The following is a 16,354-nucleotide window of genomic DNA, read 5'->3' on the forward strand; positions in this document are numbered from 1 at the left end:
CACTAGAGACATTGGAGGCGATTTTTATGAAGCATACGTTTCAAATGAACCTTGACTGGACCGGCGGACGTAACGACGTCGGCACGCTCGAGGCCGAACGGTTGAAGACGCAAATTTCGATTCCCCCGGAAATGGACGGACCTGGTATCGGGACGAATCCCGATGAGATGCTCCTCGGAGCTGCGGCGACGTGCTATATCATCACGCTCGCGGCCATGCTCGGACGGAGCGACCTTTCCCATCAAGGCATCACGATCGACGCCGAAGGCATCGTCGACGTGACGAACGGCGTGTTCACATACGAGACGATCCGCTATAAAACGGTGATCAACGTAAAGGCCGACGCGACCGACCGGGATATCACGCTCGTCGAACGGATCGCCAAGAAAGCGAAAGACGGCTGTATGATTTCACGCGCCTTGGCCGGCAACGTGACGTTCGAGCTCGACACGACGGTCACTCGCGTCGACTGACGATGTATCGGTTTGAACGACCGTTAAAAGAAGGTGTTATCGTCAAGCGGCGCAACCGCTTCGTCATGGACGTGTTGCTCGATGACGAAATCGTCGCGTGCCACTGTCCGGTCACGGGACGGATTGGTGATATCATCTTCGAAGGTGTGCCTTGCCTCGTCTCGGCGGCAAACGATCCGCGACGCCACACTTCTTTCACGGTGGAAGCCATCTCGATTGACCGGGACAAGCGCTGGATCGGCATCCATCAAGGGCGGGCCAACGACTACGTCGAACATCTCTTGAAAGCGGACGCTTTGCCGGTCTTTCCGTCTCCAGAACGTGTCGAACGTGAAATCGTGTCAGGCGGTTCACGCCTCGATTTCAAAGTCGATGCAGTCTACATGGAAGTTAAAACACCGCTGACGGAACTGTTCGTGACGCCGCTCCCTCGCTTTGAAGGAAACGCAAGGCAAACCCCTGTCGAGACGAAACGGTTCATCCGTCATCTTGAAACGCTGATCACGACGTTGCCACAAGCAGGCCGGGCCGTTTTATTGTATGTCTTTTTATATGATGCGCCTGTCTTCACCGGCAATCCGAAGCGGAGACATGACGAGGCCATCCGCCGGCTGATCCGTGACGCGATCGCGGACGGGTTCGAAGTCTGGCAGTTGAACTGCGAAGTCACCATAGAAGGCATTACCCCGCTGCGCTGTCTCGAGACGACACATCACTTAAAATAAAAAAAAGCCATCCTGCGATGACTTTTACTGTAGCAAGAGCGGCGTGACGTACGCCTCGATGACAGCAGAGACAGCGAGGAGCGGGACCGCGATAAATAAGAACGTCTTGACCCCTACGAGCAATAGCGCTTTGAACGTGACGTCCGTTTCTTTTCCTCGTAACTTCTTCCATACATGACGGTTGAGCGACAGACCCATCGCCGCCCCGAGCAGGATTGCCGAGATCTCGGTGACGCCATGCGGTAAAATCCCGAGAACGAGCACTTTGACGACCGACTCGCCCGTGAAACCGACGAGCATGGCGACGAGGCCGATGACGGCAGCGTTGATGACGACGAACACATATGGGATGAAGAGCGGGATCATCCCGAGCAAGAAGGCGAGCAACGTGACACGTGTATTGTTCACGAACAAGGCAATCATCATGTCACGTGGACTCGAGTCGAACGTCAGCCCGCTCGCTTCAAACGATTCGCCGAGTTGGGCTAAAATCTCGTCGACTTGTTCGGCCGCGACGAACGTGCGGAATAACCAATACGAGATGACGCCTGTCACGAAGAACACGAGCAACAGTCGGACGAAATCCTTGCGGTAGTAGTCGTTCCACGCCTCGCGGATCGATAGTGATGTTTTCATGAACGATTCCCCCTTATCCATTCATACGAATCCGTTCCACATTTGTTTCATATTTACCCGCGACTGCGCGTTTTTAAAAAACGTGATACAATACACGTCGTAAACAAATCAGAAAAACGAGGTATTCTATACATGATTACAGTAAATAACGTAAGTCTTCAATTCGGTGGCCGTAAGTTGTTCGAAGACGTGAACATCAAGTTCACACCAGGCAACTGTTACGGCTTGATCGGCGCGAACGGTGCCGGTAAATCAACATTCTTGAAAATTCTTTCCGGTGAGCAAGAGACGTCAACGGGTGACGTCAGCTTCTCACCTGGCGAACGTCTCGCCGTCCTCAAACAGGACCATTATGCGTACGAAGACCAGGCTGTGCTTGAAACAGTCATCAAAGGTCATGAGCGCTTGTATCAAGTCATGAAAGAAAAAGATGCAATCTATATGAAAGAAGATTTCTCTGACGAAGACGGCATGCGTGCCGCTGAACTCGAAGGTGAATTCGCTGAGATGAACGGTTGGGAAGCCGAGTCGGAAGCCGCAACGGTGCTTCAAGGTCTCGGCATCACTGACGCGTCGCACCATAAACTCATGAGCGAGCTCACGGGTGGCGAGAAGGTCAAGGTACTCCTTGCCCAAGCGTTGTTCGGTAAGCCAGACATCTTGCTCCTCGATGAGCCGACGAACGGACTTGACATCAAAGCGATTCAATGGCTCGAAGAGTTCTTGATCAACTTTGAGAACACTGTCATCGTCGTTTCCCACGACCGTCACTTCTTGAACAAAGTTTGTACGCACATGGCTGACCTCGACTTCGGTAAGATTCAACTGTACGTCGGGAACTACGACTTCTGGTACGAGTCGAGCCAACTCGCATCGCGCATGGCCAACGACCAGAACAAGAAAAAAGAAGAGAAGATCAAAGAGCTCCAAAACTTTATCGCCCGTTTCAGCTCGAACGCCTCGAAGGCGCGTCAAGCGACGTCGCGTAAAAAGTTGCTCGATAAGATCACACTGGACGACATCCGTCCGTCATCACGCCGTTATCCGTTCGTCGGTTTCTCGATGGAACGTGAAATCGGAAATGACGTCTTGTACGTCGACAACGTCTCGAAGACGATCGACGGTGTCAAAGTACTCGACAACGTCACGTTCTCATTGAACAAGATGGACAAAGTCGCTTTCGTCGGTCGCAACGACGTCGCCATCACGACGCTCTTCAAGATCCTCATGGGTGAGATGGAGCCAGACGCGGGTACGGTCAAATGGGGCGTGACGACGATCCAGTCGTACTTCCCGAAAGACAACTCGGAATACTTCGAAGGCTCAGATAAGAGCATCTTGGACTGGTTACGCCAGTTCTCACCAGCTGACGAGTCAGATACGTTCCTCCGTGGTTTCCTCGGCCGTATGCTCTTCTCTGGCGAAGAAGTCATGAAGAAAGCGTCTGTCCTCTCAGGGGGAGAGAAAGTTCGTTGCATGCTCTCGAAGATGATGCTCTCGAACTCGAACGTGCTCGTCCTTGACGATCCGACGAACCACTTGGACCTCGAATCGATCACAGCGCTCAACAACGGACTCGAGACGTTCAAAGGCGTACTCCTCTTCAGCTCACATGACCATCAGCTCATCTCGACGATTGCGACACGCATCATCGAAGTGACGCCGAATGGGATTGTCGACAAAGAAGCGACGTACGACCAGTTCCTCGAGAACGAATCGCTTCAACAACAAGTCGAATCACTTTACCAAAACGCATAATAAAAATCGATCGGCGCGTGCGCCGATCGATTTTTTTATTTGACTTCGACTGTCTCCATGACGTGTTCATGGATGTCGTGTCCTTTCGTCACATGGACTTGGACGTTGTACGTACCGGTCTCCGGGAACGTATGCTCACCCGCATAGCTCCCGTTTTCCGTTTCCTCAAGCTTCACCCAATCGTGCTTATCCGCACCGTCTTTGAATACTTCAAGTTGAACGTCCGCACCTGTCAGCGCCTCATGGTCAATTTCAACGTTGACTGTGAACGGGCTCGCTTCATTCGCCGTCACTTGCTTTGGATCGAGCATGATATCGGCCCCGGCGTGTTGGTGATGGTCTGATTCAGCCTCAGCATCCGTTTCTGGATGGCCGACCGTCACGTTCGCCGTCGGCATCGTGTGCATCGCCCGCGCCGTCACATGGACTTGGACCGTATAGACCGCTTCATCCGCAAACGTTGCTTCCGTCTCATAGACCCCGTCTTCCGTGAGCGAAGCTTTCAGCATCTCGCTCTCTTCCTTGGCACCGTTCTTCCACACTTCGAACTTGATCTCGTCCGCGTCATCGACCCCTGCGCCGTCTTGCGTGACGCGAACCGATAACGTGACCGCTTCATCTATTTCCGCTGTCGCCGGTACGTTCAATTCTGCTTCGACGGGCTCCATCGACTGCACCATCTCCGTCGCATTGTCCGCCTCTTCTGTCCCGCATGCCCCGAGGACGAACAGACCGGCTAACCCTGTGGCCATCCCGATTCGTTTCACTGTTTGTCTCATCATGACCCCCCTAGTTAATCGCTTACACGTTTCACACTTTGTTCATGATATCATCCTTTTTCAGGAAGTGTGTGAGGATTTTGTGATATTTACCACGCCTCCTGCTCATAAATTAAACACAAAATTTGAGAGTCATTATCCAAAAATCCCTTTGCCTATTTTTAGGTTTATCACGTGTTTATCACCAAAACGGGGTATATAAAATATATACACAGCTCAATATATGGAAAGCCTTGACACCAAGATACATACACCAAGAATGGAGGCGAAAGGAAAAATGAAGAGCAAATTTGTACGGTTATTGATGGCTTTGTTGATCGTGCTGGCACCGTTAGTCGCCTATCCAAAATCAGCTGATGCCGCTGCTTCGAAGTTCATAACGAGCGTGAACACGACGAGTAAAGTCGTGGCATTGACGTTCGATGACGGAGCGGATGGTGCGAATACGAACAAGATTTTGGACATACTTGCCAAGAACAACGTCAAAGCCACTTTCTTTTTGACTGGAACCGGCGCCAACCACCATCCTCAATACATTAAAAACATCGCAGCTAAAGGTCACCAACTAGGTAACCACTCGTACAGCCACCCATACTTCACCCAGTTGACCGCCACTCAAATGAAGACCGAACTCGACCGTACCGAAGCAATTGTTAAATCACTGACCGGTAAAACGACAAAACCGATCTTCCGGGCTCCGTTTGGCGCCGTGAACAGCGCCGTCTTGAGCGGTGTCGGCGCTGCCGGCTACGCTTATACGATCCAATGGAACATCGACACGATTGACTGGAAAGGGCTCACTGCTAGCCAAATCAATACGAAAGTCCAAACAAACATCAAACCAGGATCGATCGTTCTCATGCACACTGGCGCTGGCGCACCGGGCACACCGCTCGCCTTGCCGACGATGATCTCGCAACTGAAAGCGAAAGGCTACAAGTTCGTGACAGTTTCCCAATTGCTCGCTTACCAATCTACTTCAACCGCTAAAACGTATACTGTCAAATCAGGCGACACGCTCTATAGCATCGCCCGGGCTTACAACGTCACCGTCGCTGCACTCGCTGCCGCTAACAAGATTACGAACATCAACCTAATTAGTGTCGGTCAAGTGCTCGTCATCCCAGGAACAAGCGTCACACCACCCCCAGCGACGACTGTCAAATATACGGTAAAAGCAGGCGATACACTCTACAAGATTGCGACACTGTACAAAACGACCGTCGCCAAAATCGCTGCCGCCAATAACATCACGAACATCAACCTGATCAGCGTCGGTCAAGTACTGATCATCCCAGGCACAACCGTCACTCCTCCGCCAGCGACGACCGTGAAGTATACCGTCAAGTCAGGCGACACGCTCTATAAGATTGCGACGACATATAATACGACCGTCGCCAAAATCGCTGCTGCCAACAACATCACGAACATCAATTTGATCAGCATCGGTCAAGTACTCACAATTCCTCGTTAACCACAAAAAAGATGATGCCGCGGCATCATCTTTTTTGTTTGCTTCATTTCACTTCAAACTGTTCCGCCTCGGTCGATCCAGCCAGCGCTGTCGTCGACGACTGTCCGCTCGAGATGACGAGTGAGACTTCATCGAAGTAGCCGGTGCCGACTTCACGCTGATGGCGCGTCGCCGTGTAGCCGTGTTGTTCGGCCGCAAATTCGGCTTGTTGTAACTCAGAATATGCTGCCATCCCACGCTCTTTATAGCCGCGGGCGAGCTCGAACATGCCGAAGTTGAGCGAATGAAACCCGGCGAGTGTGACGAATTGGAACTTGTAGCCCATCGCCCCGATCTCTTGTTGGAACGTCGCGATCTCGTCGTCAGACAGCTTCTTCTTCCAGTTGAACGAAGGTGAACAGTTGTAGGCGAGCATTTTTCCAGGATACTTCGTATGGATTGCGTCCGCGAACTGGCGTGCCTCGTCCAAGTCCGGTTCCGACGTCTCACACCAGACGAGATCGGCGTAAGGCGCATAGGCGAGACCGCGGGCGATCGCCTGCTCGATGCCGGCCTCGGTCCGGTAGAAGCCTTCCGGCGTCCGGTCGCCGACGATGAACGGATGGTCGATCGGGTCGATGTCACTTGTGATCAAGTTGGCCGCATGCGCGTCCGTCCGGGCGACGATGATCGTCGATACGCCCATGACGTCTGCTGCGAGGCGCGCCGCGATCAAGTTTTTCACAGCCGTTTGCGTCGGGAGCAATACTTTACCGCCGAGGTGACCACACTTTTTCTCCGAAGACAGCTGGTCTTCTAAGTGGACACCGGCCGCGCCGGCCTCGATCATCGCTTTCGTCAGCTCGAAGACGTTGAGCACACCGCCGAACCCAGCTTCCATATCGGCGACGATCGGCGCGAACCAGTGCGTATCCCCTTTCCCTTCCGCCGTTTGAATCTGATCGGCCCGTTGCAGCGCCTGATTGATTCGCTTGACGACGCTCGGTACCGAGTTGGCCGGGTACAGGCTTTGGTCCGGATACATATGCCCTGATAAGTTCGCATCAGCAGCGACTTGCCAGCCGCTCAAGTAGATGGCCTCAAGCCCCGCCTTCACTTGTTGGATCGCCTGATTTCCGGTGAGCGCCCCGAGCGCGTGGACGTAATCCCGTTTGTGGAGCAGGTCCCACAGACGTTCCGACCCTTTCGTCGCGAGTGTATGTTCGATCAAGACCGATCCACGAAGCTTCATGACGTCGTCGACTCCGTACGGACGCTCGACCCCGTCAAACCGTTCCGACTGAAAAATCTTCTCGAGTTGCATGCGTTGTTCATTCATTGTTATTCCTCCTGTATTATATTAGTTTTATTTTAATGAATTTGTTATATAACAGATGTTGCGCACTTAATCCAAGTAGGCGCAGCATTCGAGTGCCGACTTGAACGTCGAATGTTCCATCCCACAACTGCGGCAGACGTTTTCCTCGTCCCGCTCTTCCGGTTTGCGGAACACGACGACTTCCTCGACCGGTTCTTTCATGATTTGGAGCGAACCGTCCGTCCGGTCGAGCACGAGGCGCATCAAGTCGTTGCCGTATACGAATGCGGTATTGGCGAGCGTCGCTGTCGACTCTCCAGAGACGATGCGGCGGATGACCCAACGTTCGATTAACTGTTCGCTTTCGATTTTTTTCGTTGTCATGATGATGCTCCTCCTTTTAAGTTCAATTCAAGTGTCGACTGTGTCAAAAACTGACGGCGGCGGCGATGCAAGATCGGTTCCGTGTACCCGCTTGGCGAATCCGTTCCTTCGAACACTAAGTCTTTTGCTGCTTGATACGCGATCGAGTCGGTCACGTCCGGCGTCATTGGCCGGTAGTTCGGGTCGGCCGCGTTCTGCTTGTCGACGACTTCAGCCATCCGGTACATCGTCGCTTCGACTTGCTCACGCGTACAGACACCATGATAGAGCCAGTTGGCCACGTGTTGGCTCGAGATGCGGAGCGTCGCCCGGTCCTCCATCAACCCGATATGGTGGATGTCCGGCACTTTCGAGCAGCCGACGCCTTGCTCGATCCAGCGGACGACATAACCGAGCAGCCCTTGCAGGTTGTTCTCGAGCTCCTCCCTCACTTCATCGTCTGTATAGACGCGTGTCGCGAGCGGAATCTCGAGCAGGCGTTTCCGTTCGCTGTCGATATCGAACGACCGTTGCACCAACTCACGTTGGACACGGAACGCATCCACTTGATGGTAATGGAGCGCGTGGAGCGTCGCGGCCGTCGGCGATGGGACCCAGGCGGTCGTCGCGCCGGACTCAGCATGGGCGACTTTCTCCCGCATCATGTCGCGCATCTTATCAGGCATCGCCCACATCCCTTTGCCGATTTGGGCTTGTTGATAGAAGTCGGCCGCGAGTCCGGTCAAGACGTTCAAGCGTTCGTAGGCATCGAGCCAAGCCGACGTCTTCATCTCGCCTTTTTTGCGCATCGGCCCGAACGTGAGCGACGTATGGATCTCGTCACCGGTCCGGTCAAGAAAACCGGTGTTGATGAAGACGATTCGCCCCTTCACGCGTTCGATGCAGTTTTTCAAGTTGAGCGACGTCCGTCTCTCCTCGTCCATCACACCGACTTTGAGCGTATGGCGCGGCAAGTCGAGCACGTCTTCGATCGCGTCGAACAAGTCGTTCGTGAACGTGACTTCTTTTGAACCGTGCATTTTCGGTTTGACGATGTAGATCGACCGTTCCCGCGAGTTCCGTTTTGAGTCGAGGTGACGGCTCGCGATCAGTGACGTGAAGATGCCGTCGAGGATTCCTTCCGGTACTTCCCTTCCTTGATTGTCGAGCATCAAATCTGTCGTCATCAAGTGACCGACGTTCCGAATGAACAGTAAGGAACGTCCCGGTAGCACGACGTCTCGTCCGTTTCTGCCTGTGTAGCGGCGGTCTTCATTCAGCTGGCGCTTGAGGGGCTTACCGCCTTTCGTGAACGTCGCTTCGAGCGTGCCGTCCATCAGCCCGAGCCAGTTTTTGTACAGGTGGACCTTGTCCCGAGCGTTGACGGCTGCGACCGAGTCCTCACAGTCGACGATGGCCGATAAGGCAGACTCGAGTTCGATATCGGTGAGCCCTGCCCCATCCGTGCGGCCGATCGGATGGTTCCGGTCAAATTTCAGTTCGGCATGGAGGCCGTTATGGACGAGCACTAAGCTCGTCGGACTGTCCGGATTCCCGACGTAACCGACGAAACAGTCATTGCTGAACGGGACGTCTTGTCCGTTGATGATGACGTATGGTTCATCGGCGCGAACCGCGTATCCTTCCGCGTCCCGGTGCGAACCCGTTAGAAGCGGGAACGTGTCGTCGAGGTATTGTTTGGCGTAAGCGATGACCGCTTTACCCCGGACCGGATTGTAGCCGGCCGACTTCGTTTTTCCGTCCGCTTCATCGATGACGTCCGTTCCATACAGCGCGTCATAAAGACTTCCCCAGCGTGCGTTCGCCGCGTTCAGCGCATAGCGTGCGTTGTCGAGCGGGACGACGAGCTGCGGTCCCGCTTGCTGTGTGATCTCCGAATCGACACCCGAGACATCGATACTAAAATCAGGGACGACCGGTTCGATGTAGCCGATTGATTGGAGGAAGCGCTCGTAGCCGACAATGTCGAAATTTGGTTTCTGTTCGCTGTACCACTTCTGTAACAGTCGCTCAAACGACTTCCGTTCGTGAAGCAACGCCTCATTTCGAGGAATGAACTCGTCTAGTATGCGCTCGACTCCTTGCCAAAACTGATGGCCCGTCTCGGCTCCTGGCAATACATGAGCCGAGACGAAGTCGAGGAGCTCCCGATGTACGCGATAAGTACCTACTTGTGTATACTGTTCCAAGCCTTCACATCCTCCCGTATTTGTTGTTATATATCAGTTGACTTTAATATAGACTATTATATAACAGTTTGGCAACAGTTTTTTTAAACTTTTTATTTGCCCACAAACGAAAAACGCGTTACGATAGATTACATGACCCATCAATGATTGAGTCATCAATTAGTTAAGGAGGGTTATGGATGCGCGAATCTTGTTCGCCTAGCGACCAAATTCTCTACAACGTCATCACTGTACAAAAAGAACTCAGCCAGCTGTTCGATACCGAAATGGATGGACTGAGCCTGACCCGATACGATATTTTGAGCAACTTGAATCACGTCGGTCCGCTTCGCCAACGCGAGCTGCAACAGCGCGTCGATGTCGATCACGCGGCCATCACCCGTCACTTGAAACAACTCGAGACGCAAGGGCTGATCGCTCGTGAACGATGTCTTCAAGACAATCGTGTCATCTACGTCGACTTGACCGAGCTCGGTCGCGACAAAATTGCACATTGGACCGAGCAAAAGAAGTGCTTATCGGACCGACTTTTTGTAAACATGAAGGTAGAGGAGCAACAACATTTGCTCGACCTGTTAAATACGTTACAACACAATATTCAACACGAAAGGAAGACCCTAACATGAACACGACAACACAGAAAGACTTTATGGAGATTGTAAAAGGACGCCGTTCGATTCGCGTCTATGACGAGAACGTCAAAATCTCGAAAGACGAAATGACACAAATCCTCGAGGAAGCGACGACAGCACCGTCTTCGCTCAACCTTCAGCCATGGCGCTTCGTCGTCATCGACAGCGCCACCGGAAAAGAGACACTCCTCCCGCTCTCGAGCTTCAATAAGCGTCAAGTCGAGACGTCATCGGCTGTCATCGCCATCTTCGCCGACTACCAAATGGCCGACTACACGGAAGAGATCTTCAATTCTGCCGTCGAGCGCGGCCTGATGCCTCCTGAAGTCCGCGACCGCCAAGTCGACATGATCAAAGGCATCTTCAAAGACGCACCGAACGAAATGATCAAAGACAGCATCTTGCTCGACTCAGGCCTCGTCGCGATGCAGCTCATGCTCGTCGCCCGTGCCCACGGCTATGACACGAACCCGATCGGCGGCTACGATAAGAAGAATATCGCCGAAGCGTTCGGTCTCGAGAAAGAACGCTACCTCCCGGTCATGCTCCTCTCGATCGGTAAAGCCGCAGAAGAAGGTTACCCGTCGGTCCGCTTCCCAATCGACCGCATCACAGACTGGAAGTAAGCAAAAGCTCAATCGCGTCGAGGCGATTGAGCTTTTTTTCATCCGATGTATTTGACGACCTCGTTGAAGTCGCGGCGCGTCTTCGGCGCGAAATCGCGAGCCCGGTAACCGAACGCGATCATGGCCGAGAGCGACCACGCCCCGCGTTCCATGACACCTTCTGAAATCAACAGTTCGTCAATCTGTTGTTGGTTGAACCCTTCGATCGGACATGAGTCGATCCCGATTTGGGCTGCTGCCGTCATCATGTTGCCGAGCGGGATGTACGTCTGGCGCTTGATCCACTCTTGGAACACTCGCTCATCGTCTAACAGACGATAATCTTGTTCTTGGAACTCCTGCACTCGTTTGATTCGGAGCGCATATTCGTCCTCGGTCCGTCCTTGGACGCCAGTGATGATGTGGCGCAGATAGTCCGAATCATAGCGCATCGCCTCAGGAGTCCGGGCCAAAATCAAGACGAAATGGCTTGCCGTCAACGCTTGTCCTTGAGCGCCCCACGTGTTGTCTTTAATTTTTTGAAGTAAATCTTCGCGGCGAACGACGACGAACTGCCACGGCTCGAAGCCGAATGAGCTCGGTGACAATCGTCCCGTCTCCAGGATAAATTCAAAGTCGCTTTCATCAATCTTGCGGTCCGCGTCGAACTCTTTCGTCGCTTGACGCCAACGGTACGCTTCTAAAATATCTTTTTTCTTCACTCAAATCCACTCCCCATTACCAAGATGACTCCATCATATCAAATCGATAAATGAGAAACCGTTCATGAAGATTCTTCAACGGCAATCGGACGTCTTGGACGTAACGGAACGGTGTCTCATCATTCAAAAAGTGTAAATAATCGTCGGACGGATAGTAGAGGATGATATCGACCGAACGCGGCGAGAGCTCAACCGAGTCGAGAATATTGGCAACGACTTTGCGGAATACTTGAACCGAAAACGGGTTGAAGAAATAAAATCGGTTCGCCTCAGGTGGGATCATAAACCGTTCGGCATACGCGCACTCGAACTGGATGCTCCCACGCGACCGATGCTTCTTCGTATAGTTGACCCAGTTTTGAAGCGCCTCCTCGTGATAGCCCCCATCCATCTCGACCCCGATGGCGCGGACACGGAACGTGTAGGCGAGATAAAACGGCAACCTCCCTTTCCCGGATCCAAAGTCGACGACCGTGTCCGTCGGCTCGAGCGGATAGGCGTCGCGCAACAAGTCGAGCGCAGCATATGGGGTCGGCTCATAACGATGGTATTCGACCGAGGTCGGGAAGCCTTGCTGAGGCTTCACCGTCTCGATTTGTAGCAGTCGTTCATATTGTTGTTCAGTCATGAAAGTGTCCCTTCTTGATTTTTTGGAAGAATGAATCATGCAACGCCTCGGCCAAGTCGATTTCGCGATCAAGGTACGGCTGACGCGACATCCAACCTTCCCCGGCATAAAGTGCCAGTGCGACGAAACCACTGCCGAAGACGACTGCCGCGAGCGGACGGCCGTCAAGGAACGCATATAGGCAAATCATGGCGACGATCGTGACGCTAACCCGCAACATCCAATGGCTTCGCCTAATCTGTAACTGATACTGAGTCCACATATGGAGCCAAGCGATTAGGAGAACCGACAAGAAGAATGACAAAATTGAAGCATGTGTCCATCCCCAATCGACGAGCACCGGCCTAAACAACGAAACGACCACACCATATTTAATGAGCAGCTTAACGATATGATAGGACAGCGAATAGCGCTTCAACACCTTGATGAGCGCATCGCCGGTGCTTCGCCTGACATCTGCTCGTTCGACCCAAATGAAAAACGTATCGCTGACGACAAGGAGCAGGAAGAGCACCGCCCAAACGAACGCCGAAACGTCGCCGACCCAATCAAGACCACCTTGCCAGAACAAGATATACTGATAACCGAGAAAGAAAAAGAGCGGAAACACGACGTACAATCTGAGCCGCCACGTTTTCCAATGCTTGGCCGCATGGTCCATGACGCGTCGCTTCAATAAATACCGAGCTGTCATCGCACGGCCACATGTTCAACCATTTCAAACAACGTCCTGCTTACCGATTGAAGCGATTCGCGCAGCTGTCGTTTCGCCGCTTCCGTCTCAAAACCGGCGTTCCCGATATGAACATCCATGTGAACCTCCTCGCGACCGATTTGCATCATTTGGCATGGTGCGCTAATGTGGATAAGCATGTGTTCTTGTCTATCTATCATACCATGCCCCAAACATAGCCTTGACAACAAAATCCCCCGTAAAGGAGTAAGTACTATGCAACATTATCTAGCCATCGATATCGGTGGAACGAGTATCAAATACGGAGTCGTCCAAACTGATGGGACACTTCTGTCGAACGACCACGTCCCGACCCCTAAGACGTGGAAAGCATTTCTCGAACAGATCGATGCAATCGTGAACAACACGCAAGCCGCGGGACCGATCCAAGGAATCGCCTTTAGCGCTCCCGGCGCCGTCGATTCGTCGACCGGGGTGATTCACGGCGTTACCGCCCTCCCCTACATTCACGAACAGCCTTTCCTCGAGCCGTTTCAAGACCAGTACGACTTACCCGTCACCGTCCTAAACGACGCGAACGCGGCAGCGCTCGCCGAAGGATGGACCGGGGCCGCCGCTTCTTTGAAACGTTATGCGACAGTCGTCATCGGCACGGGTGTCGGTGGTGCTTTTATCGACTCGAACGAAGTCATGGTCGGTTCACACTTCCATGGCGGCGAGTACGGCTATTGGATTCTTGACCCGAATGCCCCCCACCCGGACGGCACGTGGAGTAAAGTCGGTGCGACGGCCGTTCTCGTGAAGCGGTGCAGTGATCGCCTCGGACTGCCCCTCACCGGCAAAGACGTGTTCGACCTTCAATCGGACTCACGTATCCATGAGGAACTCGAAAACTTCTATCGTTGGAATGCGATTGGACTCTACAATCTCCAGTTCGGGCTCGACCCGGAACGGATTTTGATCGGTGGCGGCATCAGCCGGCGGCCTGAAGTCCGTGACGGCATCAAGCGTCACCTCGATGTGCTCACGGATTCGTTCGGCACGTTCCGGATCGACGTCGAGACGTGCGCCCACTTCAATGAGGCCAACTTGATCGGCGCTGTCCGGTTCCACCTTTTAACGAACTAAAAACAGGGTTTCCATCACTGCTTGGTGACGGAAACCCTGTTTTCTATTGTCTGATGCGGTCCTCATGAAGGTGGTGATACACCTCGTCCCGGATGGCTTGGAGCGTCCGATCATGAACAATCACGTGGGCGCGAATGATGCGGTTCGTTCGCTCATCGATCTTCCGCGTCTCTAGATAGCGATCTAAGATCGGTAAACTGAAATCATCGACTGGCAAATACGTAATCGGGATCACTTCCTGTCCCGATTTAACAGAGACTTGTATCCCGTTCACGTCAGGAAAGAAGTGCGACTCGTAATACGGCTCAATGATGAGCTCGTCTTTCATCGCGTCCTTTACTTCGGGGATTGTCGTCGGCAAGGCAATAAAATAAACCATCTGATCAAACGAGAACGAGACGTCTTGTAACGAAACGTGCAACGCAGTCGCCTCACGCTTCGCGATGTGACGTAAGATGAATAGATAGCAGTACCGGCTCGACAGCAGTATGGTCCCAACAAAGGCGACCGCCATCATCATGACGCTAAACTCACTCATAGCGCCACCCCTTCCCAGCGACAGACTTGATTTTTCCCGCGTGACTTGGCCGCATAAAGCGCCTGGTCCGCACATTCAATCAACTGTTCGACCGTCTGATCACGAAGCGTATGCTTCGAGGCGACGCCAAAACTGAGCGTCAACTGCCCGCCCGGTTGTTGATTCCCGTGCGTGAATGTTGTACCGAGCACGGCTGAACGAATCGTTTCGGCCACGTGCGTCGCTCCGATCTCATCGAATTGCGGAAGCAAAACGACAAACTCTTCGCCGCCGAACCGATACGCCATCTGTTCATCGGGTACACTTCGGCGAATGACGCTCGCGAGTCGCGTCAACAGTTCGTTCCCCGCCAAATGGCCGTTCGTATCGTTATAATGTTTGAAGTGGTCGATGTCCATGACGATGAGCGACAGTTCGTCTTCATCACACTCGCGGAACAATACAGCCAAATCTTGCTCGAACGAGCGATGGTTCTTCAAACGAGTCAGTCCGTCACGGAGCGCGAGCGTCTCAATCCGTTGATAAAGCGTCGTCTGATGCAACGCAAGCGATGCTTGTTCCGCGATGGGCCGAACCCCATCGATTTTTTGAGGGGTGATCGGCTTCTTGTTGACGACGTTATCGATGACGAGCAATCCGTACGGAATACCTTGATGATGTAACGGGAAGATCGTGCACTCATCCATCTGTAACTCTGTATGTAATAGTCGTAGGACCGCATCATCGGTGATGCTCGCATAGACGTGTTGGGGTCGGCCCGAGTCGAGTGTCTGTTTAAACACATGATTGGAATTAAATGGGAACGTCATTTTGCGAATCCGCTCGTTCAATTGTTCGTCTTGTGTCGAGTCCGTCTCTTTCTCGTCAATTAAATCTTGAAGGTCATAATGTTGCCGTGTGATTTCTTCCCAAATTTGGTACCCTTCCTCGGGATTCATCGGTCCCGTCCCCATGACGCCGTAAATGCTGTCTTTTTCCGGGTCGGCAAAAAAGATGATTGAGCGGTTGAAGCCGAGCCCATGACCTGCCGTCACCGATGTCAAAATCGTCTGTAGGAGACGGTCCGGGTCGAGCGTATCTTGCATCGTGAAGCTGACTTCACGAAACACGTTCAATTGACGAGAGCTTGTCGTCAACATCCGTAACCGATCCGATCGTTCCCGTTTCAATTGTTTAATATAACCGAACAAGAGCGCGGCACCGAGTCCGAAAAAGATATAACTGAGCAACAATGGAAACGATAAGTTTCCTGATTGGCTATAGACGAGCAACCAACCGACAAGAGTCGCGGTCACCATGCCCGTCCATTGAAAACAGATGAGGCCGGTCGCGATGAGCAGCAGCACTGACCAATGTAAATCATAAAAGTCGAACAGAATCCCATGCCAAATCACGACAAGGCTACTCGCCCCAACGAGTAGCCAACGGTTCAAAGATGGGGTCGTCATCAAGCGCAGTACGTTGATGACGAGTGTGATCAGGACGATGCCAACAATCAATAAACCGTATACCATCGCTACCCCTCATTTCGTCAATAATCATCTCTACACGTCTATTATAGAGCGATTATTCAAACGTGGGACAGTTTCCGCCCAATCACTGACCAAACTTTTAAGTTTCTTGAAAGATTTTCCAATAGACTTCAACGTTTGTTTTACATCATTATTTCGTGTACTTCAGCACAGTAACGTG

General features: G+C 52.6%; 18 protein-coding genes. 7 read left to right on the plus strand and 11 right to left on the minus strand.

Annotated elements, in window-relative coordinates:
* The first annotated feature begins 26 nt into the window (after nt 1-26).
* Both EVJ28_RS04035 and EVJ28_RS04040 read left to right on the plus strand, forming a co-directional pair.
* On the plus strand, nt 27-473 hold the full coding sequence (locus EVJ28_RS04035; protein WP_131457949.1) for an OsmC family protein: 447 nt from the start codon (nt 27-29) through the stop codon (nt 471-473).
* Between the two features lie 2 nt (nt 474-475).
* Complete coding sequence (locus EVJ28_RS04040; protein ID WP_131457950.1) at nt 476-1,198, plus strand: DNA/RNA nuclease SfsA; 723 nt, start codon at nt 476-478, stop codon at nt 1,196-1,198.
* A 24-nt stretch (nt 1,199-1,222) separates the two neighbouring features.
* Here the strand turns inward: EVJ28_RS04040 and EVJ28_RS04045 are convergent, their stop codons facing one another.
* Nucleotides 1,223-1,834 carry a stage II sporulation protein M gene (locus EVJ28_RS04045; RefSeq protein WP_161566948.1) on the minus strand — a complete coding sequence of 204 codons (612 nt, stop codon included), beginning with the start codon at nt 1,832-1,834 and terminating at the stop codon, nt 1,223-1,225.
* Between the two features lie 132 nt (nt 1,835-1,966).
* Here EVJ28_RS04045 and EVJ28_RS04050 point away from each other — a divergent pair, with 132 nt between their 5' ends.
* Nucleotides 1,967-3,592, plus strand: a complete 1,626-nt coding sequence (locus tag EVJ28_RS04050; RefSeq protein WP_131457952.1) for an ABC-F family ATP-binding cassette domain-containing protein — start codon at nt 1,967-1,969, stop codon at nt 3,590-3,592.
* 35 nt (nt 3,593-3,627) lie between these two features.
* Here the strand turns inward: EVJ28_RS04050 and EVJ28_RS04055 are convergent, their stop codons facing one another.
* A complete protein-coding gene (locus EVJ28_RS04055) occupies nt 3,628-4,371 on the minus strand; it encodes a FixH family protein (RefSeq protein WP_131457953.1) in 744 nt (247 codons plus the stop codon).
* A gap of 304 nt (nt 4,372-4,675) precedes the next feature.
* Between EVJ28_RS04055 and EVJ28_RS04060 the strand changes: the two genes are divergently transcribed.
* Nucleotides 4,676-5,845: a LysM peptidoglycan-binding domain-containing protein gene (locus tag EVJ28_RS04060; RefSeq protein ID WP_370250812.1), complete on the plus strand. Its 1,170-nt coding sequence runs from the start codon at nt 4,676-4,678 to the stop codon at nt 5,843-5,845.
* Nucleotides 5,846-5,888: 43 nt separating this feature from the next.
* On the opposite strand, the gene aceA is transcribed toward EVJ28_RS04060, so the two are convergent.
* The 3 genes from aceA to EVJ28_RS04075 all read right to left on the minus strand — a co-directional run bounded on the left by aceA (nt 5,889) and on the right by EVJ28_RS04075 (nt 9,715).
* Nucleotides 5,889-7,163, minus strand: a complete 1,275-nt coding sequence (gene aceA / locus EVJ28_RS04065; protein ID WP_131470241.1) for an isocitrate lyase — start codon at nt 7,161-7,163, stop codon at nt 5,889-5,891.
* Between the two features lie 66 nt (nt 7,164-7,229).
* Nucleotides 7,230-7,526, minus strand: a complete 297-nt coding sequence (locus EVJ28_RS04070) for a hypothetical protein (protein ID WP_131457828.1) — start codon at nt 7,524-7,526, stop codon at nt 7,230-7,232.
* Nucleotides 7,523-9,715: a malate synthase G gene (locus tag EVJ28_RS04075; RefSeq protein WP_131470240.1), complete on the minus strand. Its 2,193-nt coding sequence runs from the start codon at nt 9,713-9,715 to the stop codon at nt 7,523-7,525. The genes EVJ28_RS04070 and EVJ28_RS04075 overlap by 4 nt, the downstream gene beginning before the upstream one ends.
* A gap of 179 nt (nt 9,716-9,894) precedes the next feature.
* On the opposite strand from EVJ28_RS04075, the gene EVJ28_RS04080 reads away from it, so the two are divergent.
* Nucleotides 9,895-10,341 carry a MarR family winged helix-turn-helix transcriptional regulator gene (locus EVJ28_RS04080; RefSeq protein WP_131468909.1) on the plus strand — a complete coding sequence of 149 codons (447 nt, stop codon included), beginning with the start codon at nt 9,895-9,897 and terminating at the stop codon, nt 10,339-10,341.
* Nucleotides 10,338-10,973: a nitroreductase family protein gene (locus tag EVJ28_RS04085; RefSeq protein ID WP_131468911.1), complete on the plus strand. Its 636-nt coding sequence runs from the start codon at nt 10,338-10,340 to the stop codon at nt 10,971-10,973. The genes EVJ28_RS04080 and EVJ28_RS04085 overlap by 4 nt, the downstream gene beginning before the upstream one ends.
* A gap of 38 nt (nt 10,974-11,011) precedes the next feature.
* Here EVJ28_RS04085 and EVJ28_RS04090 read toward each other — a convergent pair whose 3' ends face one another.
* From EVJ28_RS04090 to EVJ28_RS14325, 4 genes are read right to left on the minus strand one after another with little or no spacing between them, the layout of a single operon-like run.
* Complete coding sequence (locus EVJ28_RS04090) at nt 11,012-11,674, minus strand: NAD(P)H-dependent oxidoreductase (protein ID WP_131457830.1); 663 nt, start codon at nt 11,672-11,674, stop codon at nt 11,012-11,014.
* Between the two features lie 16 nt (nt 11,675-11,690).
* Entirely contained in the window at nt 11,691-12,302 is a 612-nt protein-coding gene (locus tag EVJ28_RS04095) for a class I SAM-dependent methyltransferase (RefSeq protein WP_131468915.1), read from the minus strand.
* Nucleotides 12,295-12,996, minus strand: a complete 702-nt coding sequence (locus EVJ28_RS04100) for an ABC transporter permease family protein (RefSeq protein WP_131488055.1) — start codon at nt 12,994-12,996, stop codon at nt 12,295-12,297. Before EVJ28_RS04100 ends, EVJ28_RS04095 begins: the two co-directional genes overlap by 8 nt.
* Nucleotides 12,993-13,115, minus strand: coding sequence for a hypothetical protein (locus EVJ28_RS14325; protein WP_255417551.1), 123 nt, complete (start codon nt 13,113-13,115; stop codon nt 12,993-12,995). The genes EVJ28_RS04100 and EVJ28_RS14325 overlap by 4 nt, the downstream gene beginning before the upstream one ends.
* Nucleotides 13,116-13,251: 136 nt before the next feature.
* On the opposite strand from EVJ28_RS14325, the gene EVJ28_RS04105 reads away from it, so the two are divergent.
* Nucleotides 13,252-14,124, plus strand: coding sequence for an ROK family protein (locus EVJ28_RS04105; RefSeq protein ID WP_161566949.1), 873 nt, complete (start codon nt 13,252-13,254; stop codon nt 14,122-14,124).
* A gap of 43 nt (nt 14,125-14,167) precedes the next feature.
* On the opposite strand, the gene EVJ28_RS04110 is transcribed toward EVJ28_RS04105, so the two are convergent.
* On the minus strand, nt 14,168-14,662 hold the full coding sequence (locus EVJ28_RS04110; RefSeq protein ID WP_131470237.1) for a hypothetical protein: 495 nt from the start codon (nt 14,660-14,662) through the stop codon (nt 14,168-14,170).
* Nucleotides 14,659-16,176: a diguanylate cyclase domain-containing protein gene (locus EVJ28_RS04115; RefSeq protein ID WP_131488057.1), complete on the minus strand. Its 1,518-nt coding sequence runs from the start codon at nt 16,174-16,176 to the stop codon at nt 14,659-14,661. Before EVJ28_RS04115 ends, EVJ28_RS04110 begins: the two co-directional genes overlap by 4 nt.
* Nucleotides 16,177-16,354 lie beyond the last annotated feature (178 nt).

This window comes from Exiguobacterium sp. SH3S3 (assembly GCF_004337115.1).
Classification (GTDB): Bacteria; Bacillota; Bacilli; order Exiguobacteriales; family Exiguobacteriaceae; genus Exiguobacterium; species Exiguobacterium aurantiacum_A.